Origin of the sequence: Kitasatospora sp. NPDC090308 (genome assembly GCF_044769485.1) — a bacterium.
Classification (GTDB): domain Bacteria; phylum Actinomycetota; class Actinomycetes; order Streptomycetales; family Streptomycetaceae; genus Kitasatospora; species Kitasatospora fiedleri.
In genome coordinates, this window is the sequence record NZ_JBIVXY010000010.1 from 40,210 (window position 1) to 56,877 (window position 16,668).

The 16,668-nt window shown below is 75.4% G+C and carries 12 protein-coding genes and 1 pseudogene; 9 read left to right on the top strand and 4 right to left on the bottom strand.

Translation table 11 applies throughout. The features are described from left to right. Positions 1 to 38 precede the first annotated feature (38 nt). Complete coding sequence (locus ACIQVD_RS22410) at positions 39 to 1,424, bottom strand: carotenoid oxygenase family protein (RefSeq protein ID WP_402291331.1); 1,386 nt, start codon at positions 1,422 to 1,424, stop codon at positions 39 to 41. Between the two features lie 79 nt (positions 1,425 to 1,503). On the opposite strand from ACIQVD_RS22410, the gene ACIQVD_RS22415 reads away from it, so the two are divergent. Both ACIQVD_RS22415 and ACIQVD_RS22420 read left to right on the top strand, forming a co-directional pair. Further along, the gene (locus ACIQVD_RS22415; RefSeq protein ID WP_400680599.1) at positions 1,504 to 2,145 is read left to right on the top strand and encodes a TetR/AcrR family transcriptional regulator; all 642 of its coding nucleotides are present in this window, start codon (positions 1,504 to 1,506) and stop codon (positions 2,143 to 2,145) included. A 362-nt stretch (positions 2,146 to 2,507) separates the two neighbouring features. Then, the gene (locus ACIQVD_RS22420; RefSeq protein WP_402291333.1) at positions 2,508 to 3,647 is read left to right on the top strand and encodes a glycosyltransferase family 2 protein; all 1,140 of its coding nucleotides are present in this window, start codon (positions 2,508 to 2,510) and stop codon (positions 3,645 to 3,647) included. A 445-nt stretch (positions 3,648 to 4,092) separates the two neighbouring features. Here the strand turns inward: ACIQVD_RS22420 and ACIQVD_RS22425 are convergent, their stop codons facing one another. After that, the gene (locus ACIQVD_RS22425) at positions 4,093 to 5,022 is read right to left on the bottom strand and encodes a zinc-binding alcohol dehydrogenase family protein (RefSeq protein ID WP_400680594.1); all 930 of its coding nucleotides are present in this window, start codon (positions 5,020 to 5,022) and stop codon (positions 4,093 to 4,095) included. A 109-nt stretch (positions 5,023 to 5,131) separates the two neighbouring features. Here ACIQVD_RS22425 and ACIQVD_RS22430 point away from each other — a divergent pair, with 109 nt between their 5' ends. Next, a complete protein-coding gene (locus ACIQVD_RS22430; RefSeq protein WP_402291335.1) occupies positions 5,132 to 5,575 on the top strand; it encodes a MarR family winged helix-turn-helix transcriptional regulator in 444 nt (147 codons plus the stop codon). A 321-nt stretch (positions 5,576 to 5,896) separates the two neighbouring features. Here the strand turns inward: ACIQVD_RS22430 and ACIQVD_RS22435 are convergent, their stop codons facing one another. Further along, entirely contained in the window at positions 5,897 to 6,868 is a 972-nt protein-coding gene (locus ACIQVD_RS22435; protein WP_400680590.1) for a hypothetical protein, read from the bottom strand. Positions 6,869 to 7,084: 216 nt separating this feature from the next. Between ACIQVD_RS22435 and ACIQVD_RS22440 the strand changes: the two genes are divergently transcribed. Continuing rightward, entirely contained in the window at positions 7,085 to 8,068 is a 984-nt protein-coding gene (locus ACIQVD_RS22440) for a DUF1702 family protein (protein ID WP_402291337.1), read from the top strand. A 179-nt stretch (positions 8,069 to 8,247) separates the two neighbouring features. After that, positions 8,248 to 9,555: a cytochrome P450 gene (locus ACIQVD_RS22445; protein ID WP_400680588.1), complete on the top strand. Its 1,308-nt coding sequence runs from the start codon at positions 8,248 to 8,250 to the stop codon at positions 9,553 to 9,555. A 423-nt stretch (positions 9,556 to 9,978) separates the two neighbouring features. Here the strand turns inward: ACIQVD_RS22445 and ACIQVD_RS22450 are convergent. Then, positions 9,979 to 10,074, bottom strand: a pseudogene (locus ACIQVD_RS22450) (IS5/IS1182 family transposase); the annotation flags it as partial. 380 nt (positions 10,075 to 10,454) lie between these two features. Here ACIQVD_RS22450 and ACIQVD_RS22455 point away from each other — a divergent pair. The 4 genes from ACIQVD_RS22455 to ACIQVD_RS22470 are packed head-to-tail and all read left to right on the top strand — an operon-like array spanning position 10,455 to position 16,557. After that, on the top strand, positions 10,455 to 12,437 hold the full coding sequence (locus ACIQVD_RS22455; RefSeq protein WP_402291339.1) for a hypothetical protein: 1,983 nt from the start codon (positions 10,455 to 10,457) through the stop codon (positions 12,435 to 12,437). Further along, positions 12,434 to 15,412: an ATP-binding protein gene (locus tag ACIQVD_RS22460; protein ID WP_402291341.1), complete on the top strand. Its 2,979-nt coding sequence runs from the start codon at positions 12,434 to 12,436 to the stop codon at positions 15,410 to 15,412. Before ACIQVD_RS22455 ends, ACIQVD_RS22460 begins: the two co-directional genes overlap by 4 nt. Continuing rightward, entirely contained in the window at positions 15,409 to 16,074 is a 666-nt protein-coding gene (locus ACIQVD_RS22465) for a hypothetical protein (protein WP_402291343.1), read from the top strand. Before ACIQVD_RS22460 ends, ACIQVD_RS22465 begins: the two co-directional genes overlap by 4 nt. Then, entirely contained in the window at positions 16,075 to 16,557 is a 483-nt protein-coding gene (locus ACIQVD_RS22470; RefSeq protein WP_400680580.1) for a hypothetical protein, read from the top strand. Positions 16,558 to 16,668 lie beyond the last annotated feature (111 nt).

Sequence of the window (16,668 nt, forward strand, 5' to 3'; positions counted from 1 at the left end):
CACCGCCCCGCTCCCCCGTCCGGGCCCGGTGCCCTCGGTCACCATCCCGACGGCACCCACTGCGCGTGGAACCCGTGCGGCACCCGTACCGGCAGCGGTACGGCCGCGATCGGCGGGCCGGTGAAGTCGGCGGTGTCCAGGACGAGCAGTTCGCTGCGGTCGGCGGCGGGGTCGTACACCAGGGTGAGCAGCCAGCCGTCGCCTTCGGGGGCGCGGGCGTCGCGCGGGACGAAGACGGCTTCGCCGCCCTGGCGGCCGTCGGCGAAGGGGTGTCGGTCGGTGCGGCCGGTGGTGAGGTCGTGGCGGAGCAGGGCGGGGCCGCACAGGGCGGCGCCCTGGCCGGGGGCGAGTTCGAGGGTGAAGGCGTAGCGGTAGGGCAGTCCGGTGCGGCGTTCGTCGATCCGCGGGAACTCCTGGGTCCGGCCGTCGAGCCGGTGTTCGAGGACGGCGCCCTCGCGGGGGTCGAGGGTCCAGCGCCACAGGGCGGGGGCGGATTCGCTGGGGTGCAGCCGGTCGCGGTCGAAGGCGCGTTCGTGGCGGATGACGTCGACGGTGATCCGGCCGTCGGCGTCCTCGAAGGCGTTGACGGGGTGGAAGACGAAGCAGGGCGGGACGTCCAGCCAGAGCGGGGCGGCGTCCGGCCGGTCGCGGGGGACGATGCCGATCCGGGCGTCGCGGTCGTGCTGCCAGGTGTGGGGGAAGGCCGAGCCGGCGGCGGCCTCGGCGGGGTCGTGGGCGACCGGCAGGTCGAACAGGACGGTGTGGCGGGCGGTGAGCGCGAAGGCGTGCATCCAGGGGCGGCCCTTGACCGGTACGGGCCGCGCCTCGCGGACCCGGCCCCCGGTGTCGACGGTGAGCAGCACGGCCCGGTCGCCGTCCGGATCGACGGCGACGGCGTGCAGTTCGCCGGTCACCGGGTCGGTGAGCGGGTGGGCGCAGAGGCCGCCGGGGAGGGTGCCGTCGAGGTCGGTGCGGGCGAGGGTGCGCAGTTCGGGGTCGAGCAGGAGCGGCCGGGTGCCGCCGTCGGTGACGGCCAGGGTGCGGCCGGCGTGGCGGACCAGGTTGGCGTTGACGTTGCCGTCCGGGCCGTGGCGCGGGCCGGGGACGGGCAGTTCGCCGAGTTCGCGGCTGAGGGCGCCGTCGCGCAGCCAGCGGTTGCGGTACCAGTGGGCGCGTCCGCCGCCGAGGCGCAGTCCGTGCACCATGCCGGCGCCGGCGAAGGCGTGCTGGACGGCGGGGTCGTGCTCGCCGCGGGTGTTGGGGCCGATCCGCAGGAAGGTGCCGTCCAGTTCGGGCGGCAGGGTGCCGCGGACGGTGAGGTCGGTGTGCGCGGTCTCGGCGGGCACCGGCCGGTAGCCGGGTCCGAGCAGGTGGGTGGTGCTGTGCGGGTGGCTCCTGGTGGGGTGTGCGGTGGTGCCGGGCATGGTTGCCCCCTCCGTCGATAGCACCGTTACATAACGCCGTCATTGATGAGGGTCACAGGCGACTGACATACTGTCAAGGGTGAGTCCACGGCGGGTCGACCCGAACCTCAGTGCGCAGCTGATCGAGGCCGCGGCGAAGCTGCTCAGCGAAGAAGGACCGGCCGCGCTGTCCACCCGCAAGCTGGCGGCCACCGTGGGCACCTCGACCATGGCGGTCTACACCCACTTCGGCGGCATGGACGACCTGGTGCGGACGATGGTCCGCGAGGGCTTCACGCTGCTCAACCGGCGGCTGGAGGCGGTCGAGGAGACCGACGACCCGGTCGCCGACGTGGTCGCGCTCGGCTGGGCGTACCGGGCCAACGCCCGCGAGCACCGGCACCTCTACAACGTGATGTTCGGCGGCGCCGGCCTCAGCAGCTTCTCGCTCACCGACGCCGACCGGCAGCACGGCCGCTACACCCTGGACGCCCTGGTCCGGGCGGTCAAGCGCTGCGTGGCCGCCGAGCGCTTCCGGCCCGCCGACCCGGAACTGGTCGCCCATCAGCTCTGGATCGCCCTGCACGGCCTGGTCACCCTCGACCTCGGCGGCTACCTGGTGGAACCGCTCACCGCGGACGTCTGCTTCGAGGCGCAGGTCTGCGGCATGGTCCTCGGCGCGGGCGACGACCCGGCCCGCGCCCGGGAGTCGGTCGCCCGGGCCGCCCGTCGGCCGGTCTGAGCCCGGAGCGGCACGGCCCGGCCACCCCCGCCGCGACGAGACCGCCACCCCCCACCCCGCCGCCGTCCCCGTCCGGCCGCCTGACCGTTCGGCCGGCCGGCAAGACGATCCGGACGATCCGGACGGAACCGCCCCAAGGACCGTTCAAGGTTCGGATCGTGCGGCCGGGGTCAGGGACTTCAACTCCACGATCGATCCGCGAAGGCGCAGGCCAACCACCCGCCGGCCGCGTCCCCAACCTCACAGGACAGAACACCTAGCCCGGCCCGCCGGCCCTGTGGGACCCTGGCGTGAGCGGGATGCGGCTGCGGTGGAACACCGGGACGGGGAGTCGAAGTGAGCGCACGCCTGGTCGGGTCACGATGAACATCAGCGTGGTCGTCCCGTCCTACAACACGGGTCCGGAGGTGCGGCGGCTGCTGTCGTGCCTGGCCCTCTGCGAGCTCGACGCCGGCGACTCGTTCGAAGTCGTCGTGGTGGACGACGGCTCCGACGACGGCACCGGGGAACTCCTCGCCGCACTGGCGCCGCCGTACCCCCTGGAGTACCTGTTCCTGCCGCGGACTTCGGCCTCCGGCCGGGCGGCGGCGCGCAACGCGGGGATCCGCGCGGCCTCCGGCGACGTGGTCGTCCTGGTCGACGCCGACCAGGTCGTCGAGCCCGGCTTCCTCGCCGCGCACGCCCGGTACCACCGGCTCCGCACCGATCTGGTCGTGGCCGGTCCCCGGGGCGACATGGCCGAAGGGGAGATCGACGACGAGCGCCTGGCACGGGAGTTCTCGCTCGACGCGATGCCGGAGATCGTCGGATGGGACGGCCGGGAGTTCCTGCTGGCCGAGTTCTCGGAGAACTTCGACAACCTGGAGACCTGCTGGCACTACGCGTTCACCTGCAACCTGTCGGTGCGCCGCGAGCACCTGCTCGCGGTCGGGGGCTTCGACGAGGGCTTCCTGGGCTGGGGCCTGGAGGACTCCGAGCTCGGCTACCGGCTGCGGCGCCGGGGGCTGGCGTTCGCGTTCCAGCCGGAGGCGCTGTCCTACCAGACGCGGCGCGAGGTCACGGCGGAGATGCTCGCCCAGTGGCGCACCAACCTCGACCACTTCGTCGCCAGGCACGCGGGGGCGGCCGATGTGGCGATCCAGCAGGTCATCTGCCGGGCGTTCGACCCGGCGGAGGCGGAACGCGCCCTCGGCTGGCTGGACTGCGCGGTCCGGATGGAGTACGCCGCGCGGGCGCTGGCCGGCCGCCTGCCCGAACCGACCTCGTACGCGTTGCTGGAGGTGGACGACGACAACGCCCGGGACGTCCTCGCCCGGCTGCCCGCGCTGGCCGCCGAACGCGATCTGCTGGTCCTGGACGACACGGAGCGGGCGGTGCTGGCCGGACCGGCCCAGTGCGCCGGGACGACGCGTGAGCTGGTGTACTTCCACCGGCCGTCCGCCGACACCAGGAAGAAGATCCTCGCCCGCTACCCCGTCGGGCCCGACGGGCTGACGCCCTGACTGGTCGTTTCGGAGTGGGTTCGGTCCAGGGGCCCGGCAGTCGAGGGTCGCGGACCGGATGCGGCGGCCTGACGGCCCGGCGGCGGCTGCGGGACCGGACCGGGGCGGGCGGGTGGCCGCGCCCGCACGAGGCGCTGCCCGTCGAACTGCGGGCGGCGGGACTGCTGGAGACGGGTCTGCTGGAGACGGGAATGCCGGAGACGGCCGACGCGGCGATCGACGGCTCGCGCGTCAGGGCGCTCAAGGGGCCGCACACCGGACCTTCGCCGGTCGACCGGGACCGACCGGGACCGACCGGGGCCGACCGGGGCCGACCGGGCAGCGAGCACCACCCGATCACCGGCACGGCACCCCGCTCGCCGTCACCCCGGCCGGCACCTTCGCGGATCGATCAGGCGGCCGGAGCCCCTGACTCCGGCCGCCTGATCCGCACCTTGAACAGTTCCTAGCCCCGGGGGATCAGGACGACCTTGCCGAGATTGCGCCGGGACTCGATGATCTCGTGGGCGCGGGCCGCTTCCGCGAGCGGGATCTCGGCGAACACGCGCGGGCGCAGGGTGCCGTTGCGGTGGAGTTCCCACAGCTCGTCGCGCCAGCGCGCGTACGTGTCGGGCTCGCCCCGGGCGACAGCGGCCATCTGGAAGCCGGTGGCCGAGGCGCTCCGGACCAGCAGTTCGTACGCGTCGATCGTGCCGCCGCCCGAACTGAAGGCGACCAGTCGGCCGCCTTCGGCCAGCGCGCGTACCGCGGGGCGGAGGAGTTCTCCGCCGACCCCGTCGAGGACGACGTCGACCGGATCGCCCCAGGACTCGTCCCCGTAGAGCACGACCTCGTCGGCGCCGAGGGCGCGGACGAACTCCGCCTTGTCCGCGCTGCTGACGGCGGCGACGACGCGGGAGGCCCCGCCCGCCCTGGCGTACTGCAGGGCGAGGGTGCCGACCGCGCCGGCCGCCGCGGTGACCAGGACGGCGTCGCCGGGGCGGGGGCGGCCGGCGTCGTGGGCGCCGCGTGCGACCAGGCCGCTGCGGACCAGGGCCACGGCGTCCACGGCAGTCGCCCGGTCCGGAATGTGCGAGGCCATCGCCCGGTGGAGGAGAGCCAGTTCGGCGTAACTGTGGGAGAAGCAGAGACCGGTGACGCGGTCGCCCACGGCAAAACCGGTGGCGCCTTCACCGACGGCGACGACGGTGCCCGCCACCTCGCCGCCGAGCGGGCCCGGTCCGGCGCCCTCGCGCACCCGCCGTACGGCGGGCAGCGTGACTCCGACCGCTTCGCTGCGGACGAGCAGTTCGCCCGGACCGGGCTCCGGAACGGGGGCCTCCTCGGTGAAGAGAACCTCGGGACCGCCGTTGACCTCGTAGCGGACACGGCGCATGGACACCTCCGGGCTTGACGCACGACTCACGATCATTGGGATTCCCAATGGATGGCAGCCTAGGGGCAGGTCATGGGGAAGTCCAACGATTTCGGGATAGCCTGCTCCCATGACTCGCACCGAGGGCCAGGGCGCCCTGGCTCGGATCCAGTCCCTGCCGAGCTGGCTGGCCGGCCGGGTCGCGGCGCGCGGCCGGAGCCTGGTCGCCGAGGCGATCGCCGCGGAAGGGCTGAAACCGCCCCATCACGCCGTGCTCGCGGCAGTGTCCGAGTACGGGCCCGTCGCCCAGGCGGACCTGGTGCGCCAACTGGGCTTCGACGCGAAGGACGTGGTCCTCCTGCTCAACCACCTGGAGGAGGCCGGGCTGGCCCGGCGCGCACCCGATCCGCGGGACCGCCGCAAGAACGCGGTGACGGTGACGCCGGCGGGCACCCGGACCCTGGAGCGGTGCGCACGCCTGGCGGAGCGGGCCAACGCCGAACTGCTGGCACCGCTCAGCGCGGCGGAACGCCGACAGCTGATGGAGCTCCTGACCCGGGTGCACGAGGCATAGGCCCTCTCTCCACCCGGCCCTTCGCCCGGCCGGAACCGCCGCCTGCGGGCGTCGCGGTAGAAGCAAGCCGGGCGATGGGGATACGCGCGCCCGGTGCCGTCGGGCGCCCGCCTCCGCAGCCGGTGGCGGGCACCCTTCCACGGCCCGGACCACCGAGGCGTCCGGTCCACCGAGGCGTCCGGTCCGGCGAGGCGTCCGGTCCGGCGACGACGGCTCGGTCCGCGTCCACCGGGCACCGGCCACCGGGCACCGGGCGCCGGGCACCGGTCGACGGTCGACGGCACCCCGGACCGGGCGGTCAGCCGATCCGAACGGAACGGCCTACGCGTTCCAGGGCGCCTTGGGCCACCACAGGTAGCCGAGGTTGCCGAGCAGCCGGACGTCCCAGTACACGACCGTGAACGCGCCCGCCACCAGGAACGCGGTCGCGGTCAGCGTCGCCGCCCGGCCCGGCTTGGTGGCCAGCCAGCGCTGCACGGGCGTGCCCAGCGCGAAGGAGAGCAGCAGGAACAGCAGCGCCATCACCAGGACGTTGCCGATCGACTGGAGCGCGAACGCCACCGCCCCGTACAGCGGGTCGTGCTCCTGCGCCGCGTGCCGGAACAGGTTGCGGAACAGCGGGTAGGGGCGGCCGATCAGGAAGCCGCCGACCAGCGCGCCGACCAGCACCAGCGGGGCGTTCGGGAACCGGCGGGCCACCCCCGCCAGCGGGTCGGGCAGCACCCCGGCCGCGGCCAGCCCGATCACCAGCATGGCCAGGCCGATCACGCCGAACACGATCATCGCCTGGAGGATGCGCGGCGAGAGCGTCCCGGGCGCGGACGCGGTGGAGAACTGCGGCAGGTGGGTGCCGTACAGGCCGACCAGCACCCCGTACCCGGCGGAGACCGGCAGCATCCCGGCCGCCAGCCAGCCCAGCGGGCGCAGCGCGTGCCCCAGCCGCTGACGGCGGGTCAGGCTCATCTGGCCGACCAGCGGGCCGACCGCGCCGAACACCGCCACGTTGCAGGCCGTGAACGAGCCGGCCAGGCCGGAGACGAAGGCGAACAGGACCCCGGCGGCGACGCCGCTCAGCGGGGTGGACCGGGCGTCGTGGCCCAGCAGGTGGTTGGCGGTGGTGAAGCCGATCTCGTCGTCGGCCAGTTTCGAGGACCAGGCGTAGGCGAGCAGCAGCCCGCCCAGTAGGCCCAGCAGGACGACCAGGGCGCGGCGGCGCGGGAACAGGCCGTTGACGAACAGCGAGGTGGCGCGCGGCGGCGCCTTCACCGTCCGGCCCGTGATGGTCTCGGTCACGTGGGGTCTCCTCGGCTCACGGAGGGCCGCTCCCGAAGGGTGTCGGGAACGGGTGGCGCGCGGGGCGTCACAGAGTGTCGTGGATCGGACCGGTCGGGTGACTACTTCCGGGTTGCCCGGCATCGGCACGGTGGGAGAAGCCCCGCGCCGCCGGGGTCCCGAGCATGTAACCGGAGAGCTGCGGCCATCCGGGCGCGCGGCGGGCGGGAGGCAGTGATGAGCGGAGGCTGGCGGGCGGTCCGACGACGCCTGTTGACACCGAGTCACAACGAGACGAAGTTGTCCACCAGGGGTTTCCACCTCAAGGACGACGCGGCGCGGACCAACCTGGAGACCGTCGGCGGGACCTTCCTCGACGGCTACGCGATCGCCGTCGAGGCGCGCGACCAGGACGAGGCGCACGAGCGGCTGGAACGGATACCGGTGCGCTACCGGGGCTTCGCCTACGAGGGCGCCGCGATGGGCCTGGCCATGCTGGACGGCCTGCCGCTGCCCGGCAACGACCGGGTCGCCCGGTTCCTGGCCGGCCACGGCGCGCCGCACGACTACATGGTGCACGTCGGGGTCGGCTGGGCGATGGCCCGGCTGCCCCGCTTCCGCTGGGCCTCGATCGAGCCCCCCGACCCGCTGCTGCGCTGGCTCGCCCTGGACGGGTACGGCTTCCACCAGGCGTACTTCCGCACCGCGCGGTACGTGCACCAGCACCACCGGGAGAGCGACTTCCCGTGGCCCGGCGACGGGACCCGGCGCTACGCGGGGCACGCCATCGACCAGGGCGTCGGCCGGGCCCTGTGGTTCATCGGCGGCACCGACCCGGCCGTGGTCGCCGACCTGGTCGACGGCTACCAGGCCGACCGGCACGCCGACCTGTGGGCCGGGGTCGGGCTGGCCGCCTGCTACGCGGCCGGGGCCACCGACGCCGAACTGCGCCTGCTGCTCGACCGGGCCGGCCCGCACCGGCCCCAACTCGCCCAGGGCGCGGCCTTCGCCGCCACCGCCCGGATCGAGTCCGGCCTGCTCACCGAGCACGCCGAAGCCGCCACCGCGGTGCTCTGCGGGCTCACCCCGCAGCAGGCCGCCGGGGTGTGCACCCGGGCCCGGCCGCGGCCGGCGGTCGACGGCCCGGTCCCCGCGTACGAGGTGTGGCGGCAGGAGATCGCCGACCGGATCGCCGACCTCGCCGCCGGAGCCCACCGGTGAGCGCCCCCGAGCCCGTCCCGGCCACCCCTGTTCCCCCTGTCCCTCCTGACTCGCCCGCCGCCACACCCGCCACGCCCGCCACACCCTCCCCGCCCGCCCCGCTCGCCGGTCCCGCCGTCGTCCGGCCGCGGCGGGGCGGGTCCCGGCGGCCGCCGGGGCCGTCGCGGGTCGCCACGCCGTTGCTGCTGGCCCGGATGGCGGCCGACCGGCTGGCGGTGATGACCGGGGCGGCGGCGGCCTACGGCGACGCGGTGCGCCTGCCGCTCGGCCCGAAGACGCTCTACTTCTTCAACCACCCGGACCACGTCCGCCGGGTGCTCACCGACAACAGCGCCAACTACCACAAGGGCATCGGCCTGGTGCACGCCCGACGCGCCCTCGGCGACGGGCTGCTGACCAGCGAGGGCGAGCGCTGGCGGGCCCAGCGCAAGGTGATCCAGCCGGTGTTCCAGGCCCGCCGGATCAACCGGCAGGTCGACGTGATCGCCGAGGAGGCGGCGCTGCTCGCCGAGCGCCTGCGCCGGACGGCGGGCCCGGGCCCGGTGGACGTCCGGCAGGAGATGACCTCGCTCACCCTCGGGGTGCTCGGCCGCGCCCTGCTGGACGCCGACCTGGGGGCGCACGCGTCGATCGGCGAGGCGTTCGAGGTGGTCCAGGACCAGGCCATCTTCGAGATGATGAGCCTGAGTTCGGTGCCCTCCTGGGTGCCGCTGCCGCTCCAGCTCAGGTTCCGCCGGGCCCGCGCCGAGCTGGACCGGATCGTCGCCGCGCTCGCCGACGAGCGCCGCCGCCGGCCCGCCTCCGACGGCACCCGGGACGACGTGCTGTCCCGGCTGATCGACGCCACCGCGGACGAGGGCGACCCGGCGGCCCGGCGGGCCCGGATGCGCGACGAGCTGGTCACCCTGCTGCTGGCCGGGCACGACACCACCGCCAGCACCCTCAGCTGGAGCCTGTACCTGCTCGACCGGCACCCGGAGGTCGGCGACCGGGTCCGCGCCGAGCTGGACGAGGTGCTCGGCGACCGGCTGCCGACCCTGGACGACCTGCACCGGCTGACCTACACCTCGATGGTCCTCCAGGAGGTGATGCGGCTGTACCCGGCGGTCTGGCTGCTGCCCCGCAAGGCGCTCGCCGAGGACGAGGTCGGCGGCTTCCGGGTGCCGGCCGGCGCCGACGTCGTGCTCTGCCCCTACACCCTGCACCGGCACCCGGAGTTCTGGGACGAGCCGGAGCGCTTCGACCCCGAGCGCTTCGCCCGGGGCCGCTCGGCGGGCCGCCACCGCTACGCCTACGTGCCGTTCGGCGCCGGGCCGCGGGTCTGCGTGGGCAGCAGCCTGGGCATGCTGGAGGCCACCGTGGTGCTGGCCGTCCTGCTGCGCCGCCTGCACCTGGCCGTCCCGCCCGGCCACCGGGTGCGGGCCGAACCGATGCTGACCCTGCGCGTCAAGGGCGGCCTCCCGATGACCGTCCGCCCGCGCGACTGACCCCCGCACCCCGTACGCCCGTACGCCCGTACCGCGAAGGGCCCGGACCGCTCCCGGGGTCCGGCGGTCCTCGCCACACCCACGATTCGGGGGAGTGGCGAGGACCTGGGCGGCAGGAAGATCGATCCGGACGTGAACCACGGGCACCCGGGACGCCCCGACGCGGCGCACCGGGCCGCAGCCGCGCGCAGGTTCCGTCCCGGGGAGCGCGGGCTGCCGCGCGAAGGTCCGCTGCGCGGCTCTGCCCAGGGCGGCCTGCTGCGGCAGTACTTCCCCGGGGGCACCGACCTGCCGGTCCACGGCCCCGAACGTCCGGCTGCGCTGCCGGCGGTGCGGGCCCCGGTCTTTCGGGCCGTGTCGGCGAGGGAGGAAAGGCCATCGCCGTTCGGCGGGGTGGGCAAGGGCAAGGGATGCCTTCGGGGCGCGCGGCGCCGACCTCCACGCACCTCCGCTGACCAGCGCGTACAGCACGGTGCCGACGACCAGCCGGCGCGGGAACCTCAACGGACGCCCGGCGCGGCGGCCCGGAACGGGGCGGTGGCAGCGGGACCGGCGGCAGCGAGGACGATGCCACGGATCCTGGCCGTCCCCCCGTCACCGTCCCGCCCGGTCCCCGGGGGCGCTCGGATCCGCCCCCGGCGCATCCGTACGTCCGTACGTGCGCCCTGGCGCGTGCGGGCACGGTCGTGCGATAACTCAGGGGGGGATGAAATCCTTCCGGGTGACTCGCTTCCGGCGACGGCAGAATGCGCCCGGCAAGGCCGCACGGAAGTCGATCACCGGTCTACCGTTTTGCCGTTCGCCGATTCCGGCGGTTTTCGCCGGAGTGGCTGTGGGTACCGCTTGCCGAGGTCCTTCCGGCACGTGTGCCCGGCGGTACCGGGGGGAGGGGACTGCGGGTGACGGATCTTCAGGGCGCGCCCTGGCGGGAGCTGTTCACGCCCGGCGAGCGGCTGGGCTGGACGTTCACCGACCTGAGCCGGCTGCGCCGCCCATTCCCGGACCCCGAGCCCGCCCCGCCGGACCGGTCCGGCACCGCGCCGGACATCCCGGAAGGCGTCCAACTCCCGCCGTGGAAACGGACGTTCGACATCCTGTTACAGACCGCCGGAGCCACCGTCCTGGGCACCGCCGCCGGGCTCCCGCTCAGTGCCTGGCACACCCTCCGGACCGGCGGCCCGCTGGAGCCCGCCGCCCTGTTCGGCGGCGCCACGGTGGTCGGCGTGGCCGCCGGGGCGCTCTGGTGCCTGCTGCTGGCCGCCCACCGGGCCCTGCTCCGCGCCTTCCGGGCCTGGCGCCGCCGGGTGCACCGGCAGCGGCTGCGGACCGCCCGGGACGCCTGGCAACACCGCCGTGACGCACACGAACTCGCAGAACGGGAAAGGCTTTCCACCGTCGAGGAATGGCGGCCCGCAAAAGTACCGGAGAGCTGGCGCCGGATCGACGTGGTCGGCGGGAACCTCTGGGGGTGGGAGGCGTTCCTGACCGTTTTCGGCTGCTCCACCCTGGCCGGCCGGGGACCGGCCACCGTCCTGGACCTGTCCGGTGAACTGGTGGTGCGCGAACTCGCCCGGGGCGCGGCCGAATCGGGGCTCACCGTGGACGTCCAGCTGCTCCCGGCCGAGCTGGCCGGGAGCGACCTGCTGACCGGGCTGGCGGTGCCCGCTCTGGTGGAGGTGTTCGTCGAGTCGCTGCACGGCGGCGGCGCCGAGGCCGGCCGGGCCGAACGGGCCACCGACACCCGGCTGTTGACCGCCGTCTGCGAGGTGCTGGCCGTCGGCGGACTGTCGATGGCCCGGATCGCGGCCGGTCTGCGGGTGCTGCTGGGCGAGCCCGCCGGACCGGCCGACCCGGCCGGATCCGACGCCCTGAGCGCCGCCGAACGCGCCTTCCTGGCCGACGAGTTGTTCTCCGCCGACTACCGGGCCGGGGCGGCCGACGGCCTGCGCCGGATCGAGGCGCTGGCGCACGCGCTGGGTCCGCTGGGCACCCGGCGCACACCGCGCGCCCCGGCGGCGCTGCGCTGCGTGGCGCTCTCCACCGAGTGGCACAGCGGCTCGGCCGACTTCCTGGCCGACCTGGTGGTCGCCTGGGCGGCCCGGCGGGTGGCGGGCGGCCCGGCGGAGTCGGCCACCCTGATCGTGGCCGGGGCGGACGGCCTGGCCGCCCGGCACCTGGAGCGGCTGACCGACCTGTGCGAACGGCGCGGGGTCCGGCTGGTGGTGATGTTCCGCCACCTGCGCGAGGTGTCGGCCGGGCTGCTCGGCGCCGGTCCGGTCGCCTTCATGCGGCTGGGCAACCACGAGGAGGCCGCCCGGGCCGCCGACTTCATCGGCCGCGAGCACCGGATCGAACTCTCCCAGCTGACCGAGACCCTGGGCGGCAGCGAGACCCACAGCACGACGGTCACCGACGGCGGCTCGGACGGCGGCGGACTGACCACCTCCCGGTCCCGCTCCGGCGGCCCGCCCGGCAGCGCCTCCTGGAGCCGCTCGGACACCCACGCCTGGAACGTCTCCCGCACCTGGGGCAGCACGCTGGGCCAGGCGGACGGCACCAGTTGGAGCACCACGCGGACCGGACAGCGGGTGCACGAGCACACCGTCGAGCCGGGCGTGCTGCAACGCTTGCCGGACTACGCCATGGTGCTGGCCGGCCACGGCGCGGGGCGCCGCTGGGTCGGCGCGGTGGAGGTCAACCCGGGCATCGCCCTACTCCGGGCCGCCCGCACCGCCGCACTCGCCCGCACCGGCCCGGCCGCCGCTCTGGACCCGGCCGACGACACCGTCTACCTGGACGCACCACCGTCCGTACCGCACCCCCTCGCGGCCGCCGCACGGTGCCGGCCTGACGGGCAGGCCGGACGGGACGGTACCGGATGACCACCGCCGTGCCCGCGCCGCCGCTCGCCCCGCCCACCGCCGACTGGCCCGAACGGCCGTACCGGATCGAGGAGGTGCTGCGGCCCTCCGGTCCGGCCGGACCGCCCCTCCCCTCGGTCCGGGCCGCGCTGGTCGCCGCGTACCACCGGGCACTGGCCTCCGGCGGGCGGCCGCTGCTCACCGGGTGGTACCGGCTCCGGCCGGACGGGCCGGTGCGGGTGGTGGCCGGGGCTCCGGGCGGGTTCCCGTTCCTGCCCGGAACCCGCGGCGGGACCACCGAACGGGACCGGCTCGCCGCCGAGTTGGCCGCCTTCCCGTGGTGGGTTCCGCTCACCGCCGCCGTCGACCTCCCGGCTCCGCCGCCGCCCGGCCTGCCGCAGACCAGCGCCGGGCCGACCGGCGGACCGGAGCTCTCGCTGCCCGGTTGCTGGCCCGGCCCGTTCGCCCGGCTGCTGCTGGCCCACCCGCTCGGACCGGACGAACTCGACGCCGAGGCGGCCCGGTTGGCCGCCGCCGAACGGGACGCCCGGAGCCGGGGCGGCTCACCGGAGTACCAGTTGCGGGCCGACCGGTACGCCTGGCTGCACCGCGAGGTCCGGGCGGCCCGCTCCACCGGGCTCTGGCGGGTCCGGCTGCTGGCGGGCGGCACCGACGCCGCCTCGGCGGCCACCGTGGCCGGCCTGCTGGTGGCCGGGCACGACCTCGACGCCACCCCGCACGCCCTGGCCCCGCTGCCACCGGTGCCCGGCCTGGCCACCGCCCTCGCCCTCGACCGCCCCGCACCTGCCGGAGCACCGGCCCCGCCACCGGCTCCGTCGGCCGCCGCGCCACCACCCACCCTGCCACCAAGGGCTGTTGACGGCCCCTCGGACCTCTGGGGTGACGGCGGGCACCGGGTGCCGTTCCCGGCCGGGGCCGAGCTGCTGGCCGAGCTGGTCCGGGTGCCGGAGACCGAGGTGCCCGGCGTCCGGCTGGTCGAGGCGCCCGGTTTCGACGTCACCCCGGAGCCCGCCGCCGACGGCCCCGCCCTCCCGCTCGGCCGGGTGCTGGACCGGTACGGCTCCCCCACCGCCGCGCTGCCCGTCCCGCTGGCCTCGCTCAACCGGCACGCCTTCGTCTGCGGGGCGACCGGCGCGGGCAAGTCACAGACCGTCAGGACCCTGCTGGAGGGCCTCTCCCGGCTCCCCGAACCGGTGCCCTGGCTGGTGGTCGAACCCGCCAAGTCGGAATACGCCGGGATGGCCGGCCGGCTGGCCGGACACGGCGGGGTGCTGGTGATCCGCCCCGGCGATCCGGACGCCGTGCCCGGCTGCCTCAATCCGCTGGAGCCCGCGCCCGGCTTCCCGTTGCAGACCCACGTCGACCTGGTGCGGGCCCTCTTCCTGGCCTCGTTCGACGCGGTCGAGCCGTTCCCCCAGGTCCTGGCCCAAGCCCTGACCAGGTGTTACCGGGAGGCCGGCTGGGACGTCGCGCTCGGCGAGCCGCTCGCCCCGGGCCCGGCGCCACGCCACCCGGGCCTGGGCGACCTGCGCCGGGCGGCGCTCCAGGTGGTCGAGGAGATCGGCTACGGCCGGGAGACCACCGACAACGTGCGCGGCTTCATCGACGTCCGGCTCAACTCGCTCCGGCTCGGCACCCCCGGCCGGTTCTTCGAGGGCGGCCACCCGCTCGACCTGCCCGCCCTGCTACGGCGCAACGTGGTGCTGGAGCTGGAGGACATCGGCAGCGACCAGGACAAGGCCTTCCTGATCGGCGCCGTCCTGCTCCGGATCACCGAGCACCTGCGCCGCCGCGCCACCACCGGCCCGGTCGCCCTCCGGCACGTCACCGTGATCGAGGAGGCCCACCGGCTGCTGCGCAACGCGGCGCCCGGCACCCCGGCCGCCCACGCGGTCGAACTGTTCGCCGGTCTGCTCGCCGAGGTCCGCGCCTACGGCGAGGGCATCGTGGTGGCCGAGCAGATCCCCTCGAAGATCATCCCCGATGTGCTGAAGAACTCGGCCGTGAAGATCGTCCACAGGCTGCCCGCCCAGGACGACCGGGCCGCCGTCGGCAGCACGATGAACCTGACGGAGGACCAGTCCCGCCAACTGGTCGCCCTCCCGCCCGGCCGGGCGGCGGTCTTCACCGACGGCATGGACCGGCCGGTGCTGCTCTCGCTGCCACTGCGCGAGGCCGCCGAGAGTCCGGTCGGTGCCGACCGCCTCCCGCCGGTGCAGCCGCGCGAACCGGTCTGCGGCAGCAGGTGCCGGGCCCGGCCGTGCACCCTGCGGGAGATCGGCGCCGCCGCCCGGCTGGCCGAACAGCCCCGGCTGGTCCTGTGGATCGAGGTGCTGGTGCTCGCCCACCTCACCGGCGAGCCGGCGCCCGCCCCCGAACCGGGCTGGCTCGCCGCGCTGGCCGCCCCTACCGACCCCCGCACCCTGGAGTGCGCGGTCGGCCACCGGATCACCGAGGCGCTGGCCGACCGCCCCGGCCTGGCCGTCCACTACCAGCCCGGCGAGCTGGCCGCCCACCTCGCCGAAGTGGCGCTGCGCCAACTCGCCGCCCCCGGGGCTCCCCCGCCCTGCGACGGCCGCGAGACCCACTGGCAGGCCGGCCGGTTCCGCTGGGTCGACGTGCACCGCGCGCTCACCGCACACCCGCCGGACGGCCGGCCGCACCCCGACACCGCCGCCTGGCGGGCCCGCGGCCTCGACCTGCCGGGCGCGGACACCGTCGAGCAGCTCGACGCCTTCCGCCGCCACCCCGACAACCACCTGCCCCCGCCCACCCTCGTCACCGGCCGGTCCGACCCACCCGCCGCCGACCGGGCCGCCGCCCTGCTCGACGTCTCCCCCGACCCGGTCACCCGGCTGCGCCGCGCGATCGCCTTCCTCGGCCTGCCCCGCCCCTGGCCGATCGCCCGGCTCCACCCCGAGGCCGCCGCCCGCACCACCACCGCACCCCACTCCACCAGGAGGGCCGGAGCATGAGCGTGGACACCGCACGGCCGCACACCGACGACCCGGACACCCCCGACCCCGCCCCGGCCGTCCCCGAACAGCCGGCCGCCCGCTACGAGGCCGAGCTGGACCACTCCCCCGAACCGGAACCGGAGGACGAACCACCCGCCCTCGACCTGGAGTTGACGGCCCCCGACGAGGCCCCGGAGGAGGGCTTCGACCCGGCCTTCGACCTGCGCCCGTTGGGCAGCGGATTCCGGCCGGAAGTCCGGGACCCGGACGGGGCCTTCCTCCCCAAGGAACTGGCGATCGCCGAACTGCTGGCCGAGCGGGGCGCTCGGGTCGACGCCCGCCCGGCCGACCACGGCGCCGGGGGCAAGAACCCCGACACGGTGGTCCGCAAGGGACCCGACGAGCCCGGTGTCGTCACGGAGTTCAAGACCGTCACCGGCAATCAGAACGCCCTGAAGCAGGAGATCCGGCTCGGCAGCAAGCAGGTGGCCGAAGCGGACGGCGAGGTGGTGGTGGACGTCCGCGAGAGCTCCATCACCAGGGAGGAGGCCGACCGGGCGTACCGCCGGGCCGCCGGGCAGCGATCGGACGATCCGGAGAAGCCCGCGACCCGGATAGCGAAGGCAGTGCACATCATTCTCGGAGACGACGAGATCGTCTCGTACGAAAGGCGTTCCTGAATGTCCCAGCAGGACTTGGTGTTCGTCGCCGACGACCGTCCGCTCGCCGAAGCCGCCCTGGAGATCGCCCGCGCCGTCGGCGCCTCGGTGGACCCGGAGCACTCCTCCCCGGAGCGGATCTCGCTCGTGCTCAGCAGCTCCTCCGCCGGGGCCGAGGTCGAGGTCAGGTGCCACGTCGAGCACAACGTGTTCGCCGAGAAGGACCCGTCACCGGAGGAGGTCAACGCCTACGACGGGTACCCCGTCCTGCTCGACGTCTGGCTCCGGCACCGCGACGACCGGCGCCAACAGGCCGAAGCGAAGGTCCTGTTCGAACGTCTGGTACAGGCCAGCCCCCAGGCGCCGACCCTCCTGGTGCAGGAGTTGGGCCTGCTCCTCGCCGCCCACCTCCCCGCCCGGGGGGTCCACGAGTTCCCCCCCGACACCACGGTGGATGCCGAGGACCGGGACGCCTGGGGAGACTGGGTGGTGCCCGGGAAGTGAGCCCGGGGCCCCGTCCGCCGTCCGGCGGGCGGGGCCGGTCCGCGCCGGTCAGCCGAACCGGACCACCAGCCGGACGTTCGCACCGCCGTGCACCTCGGCGAGCGACCGCAT

Excerpts from the sequence above, each read along its gene's own strand:
- ACIQVD_RS22410 (WP_402291331.1), bottom strand. The coding sequence starts at position 1,424 with ATGCCCGGCACCACCGCACACCCCACCAGGAGCCACCCGCACAGCACC.
- ACIQVD_RS22420 (WP_402291333.1), top strand. The coding sequence starts at position 2,508 with ATGAACATCAGCGTGGTCGTCCCGTCCTACAACACGGGTCCGGAGGTG.
- ACIQVD_RS22425 (WP_400680594.1), bottom strand. The coding sequence starts at position 5,022 with ATGCGCCGTGTCCGCTACGAGGTCAACGGCGGTCCCGAGGTTCTCTTC.
- ACIQVD_RS22430 (WP_402291335.1), top strand. The coding sequence starts at position 5,132 with ATGACTCGCACCGAGGGCCAGGGCGCCCTGGCTCGGATCCAGTCCCTG.
- ACIQVD_RS22440 (WP_402291337.1), top strand. The coding sequence starts at position 7,085 with ATGAGCGGAGGCTGGCGGGCGGTCCGACGACGCCTGTTGACACCGAGT.
- ACIQVD_RS22460 (WP_402291341.1), top strand. The coding sequence starts at position 12,434 with ATGACCACCGCCGTGCCCGCGCCGCCGCTCGCCCCGCCCACCGCCGAC.
- ACIQVD_RS22465 (WP_402291343.1), top strand. The coding sequence starts at position 15,409 with ATGAGCGTGGACACCGCACGGCCGCACACCGACGACCCGGACACCCCC.
- ACIQVD_RS22470 (WP_400680580.1), top strand. The coding sequence starts at position 16,075 with ATGTCCCAGCAGGACTTGGTGTTCGTCGCCGACGACCGTCCGCTCGCC.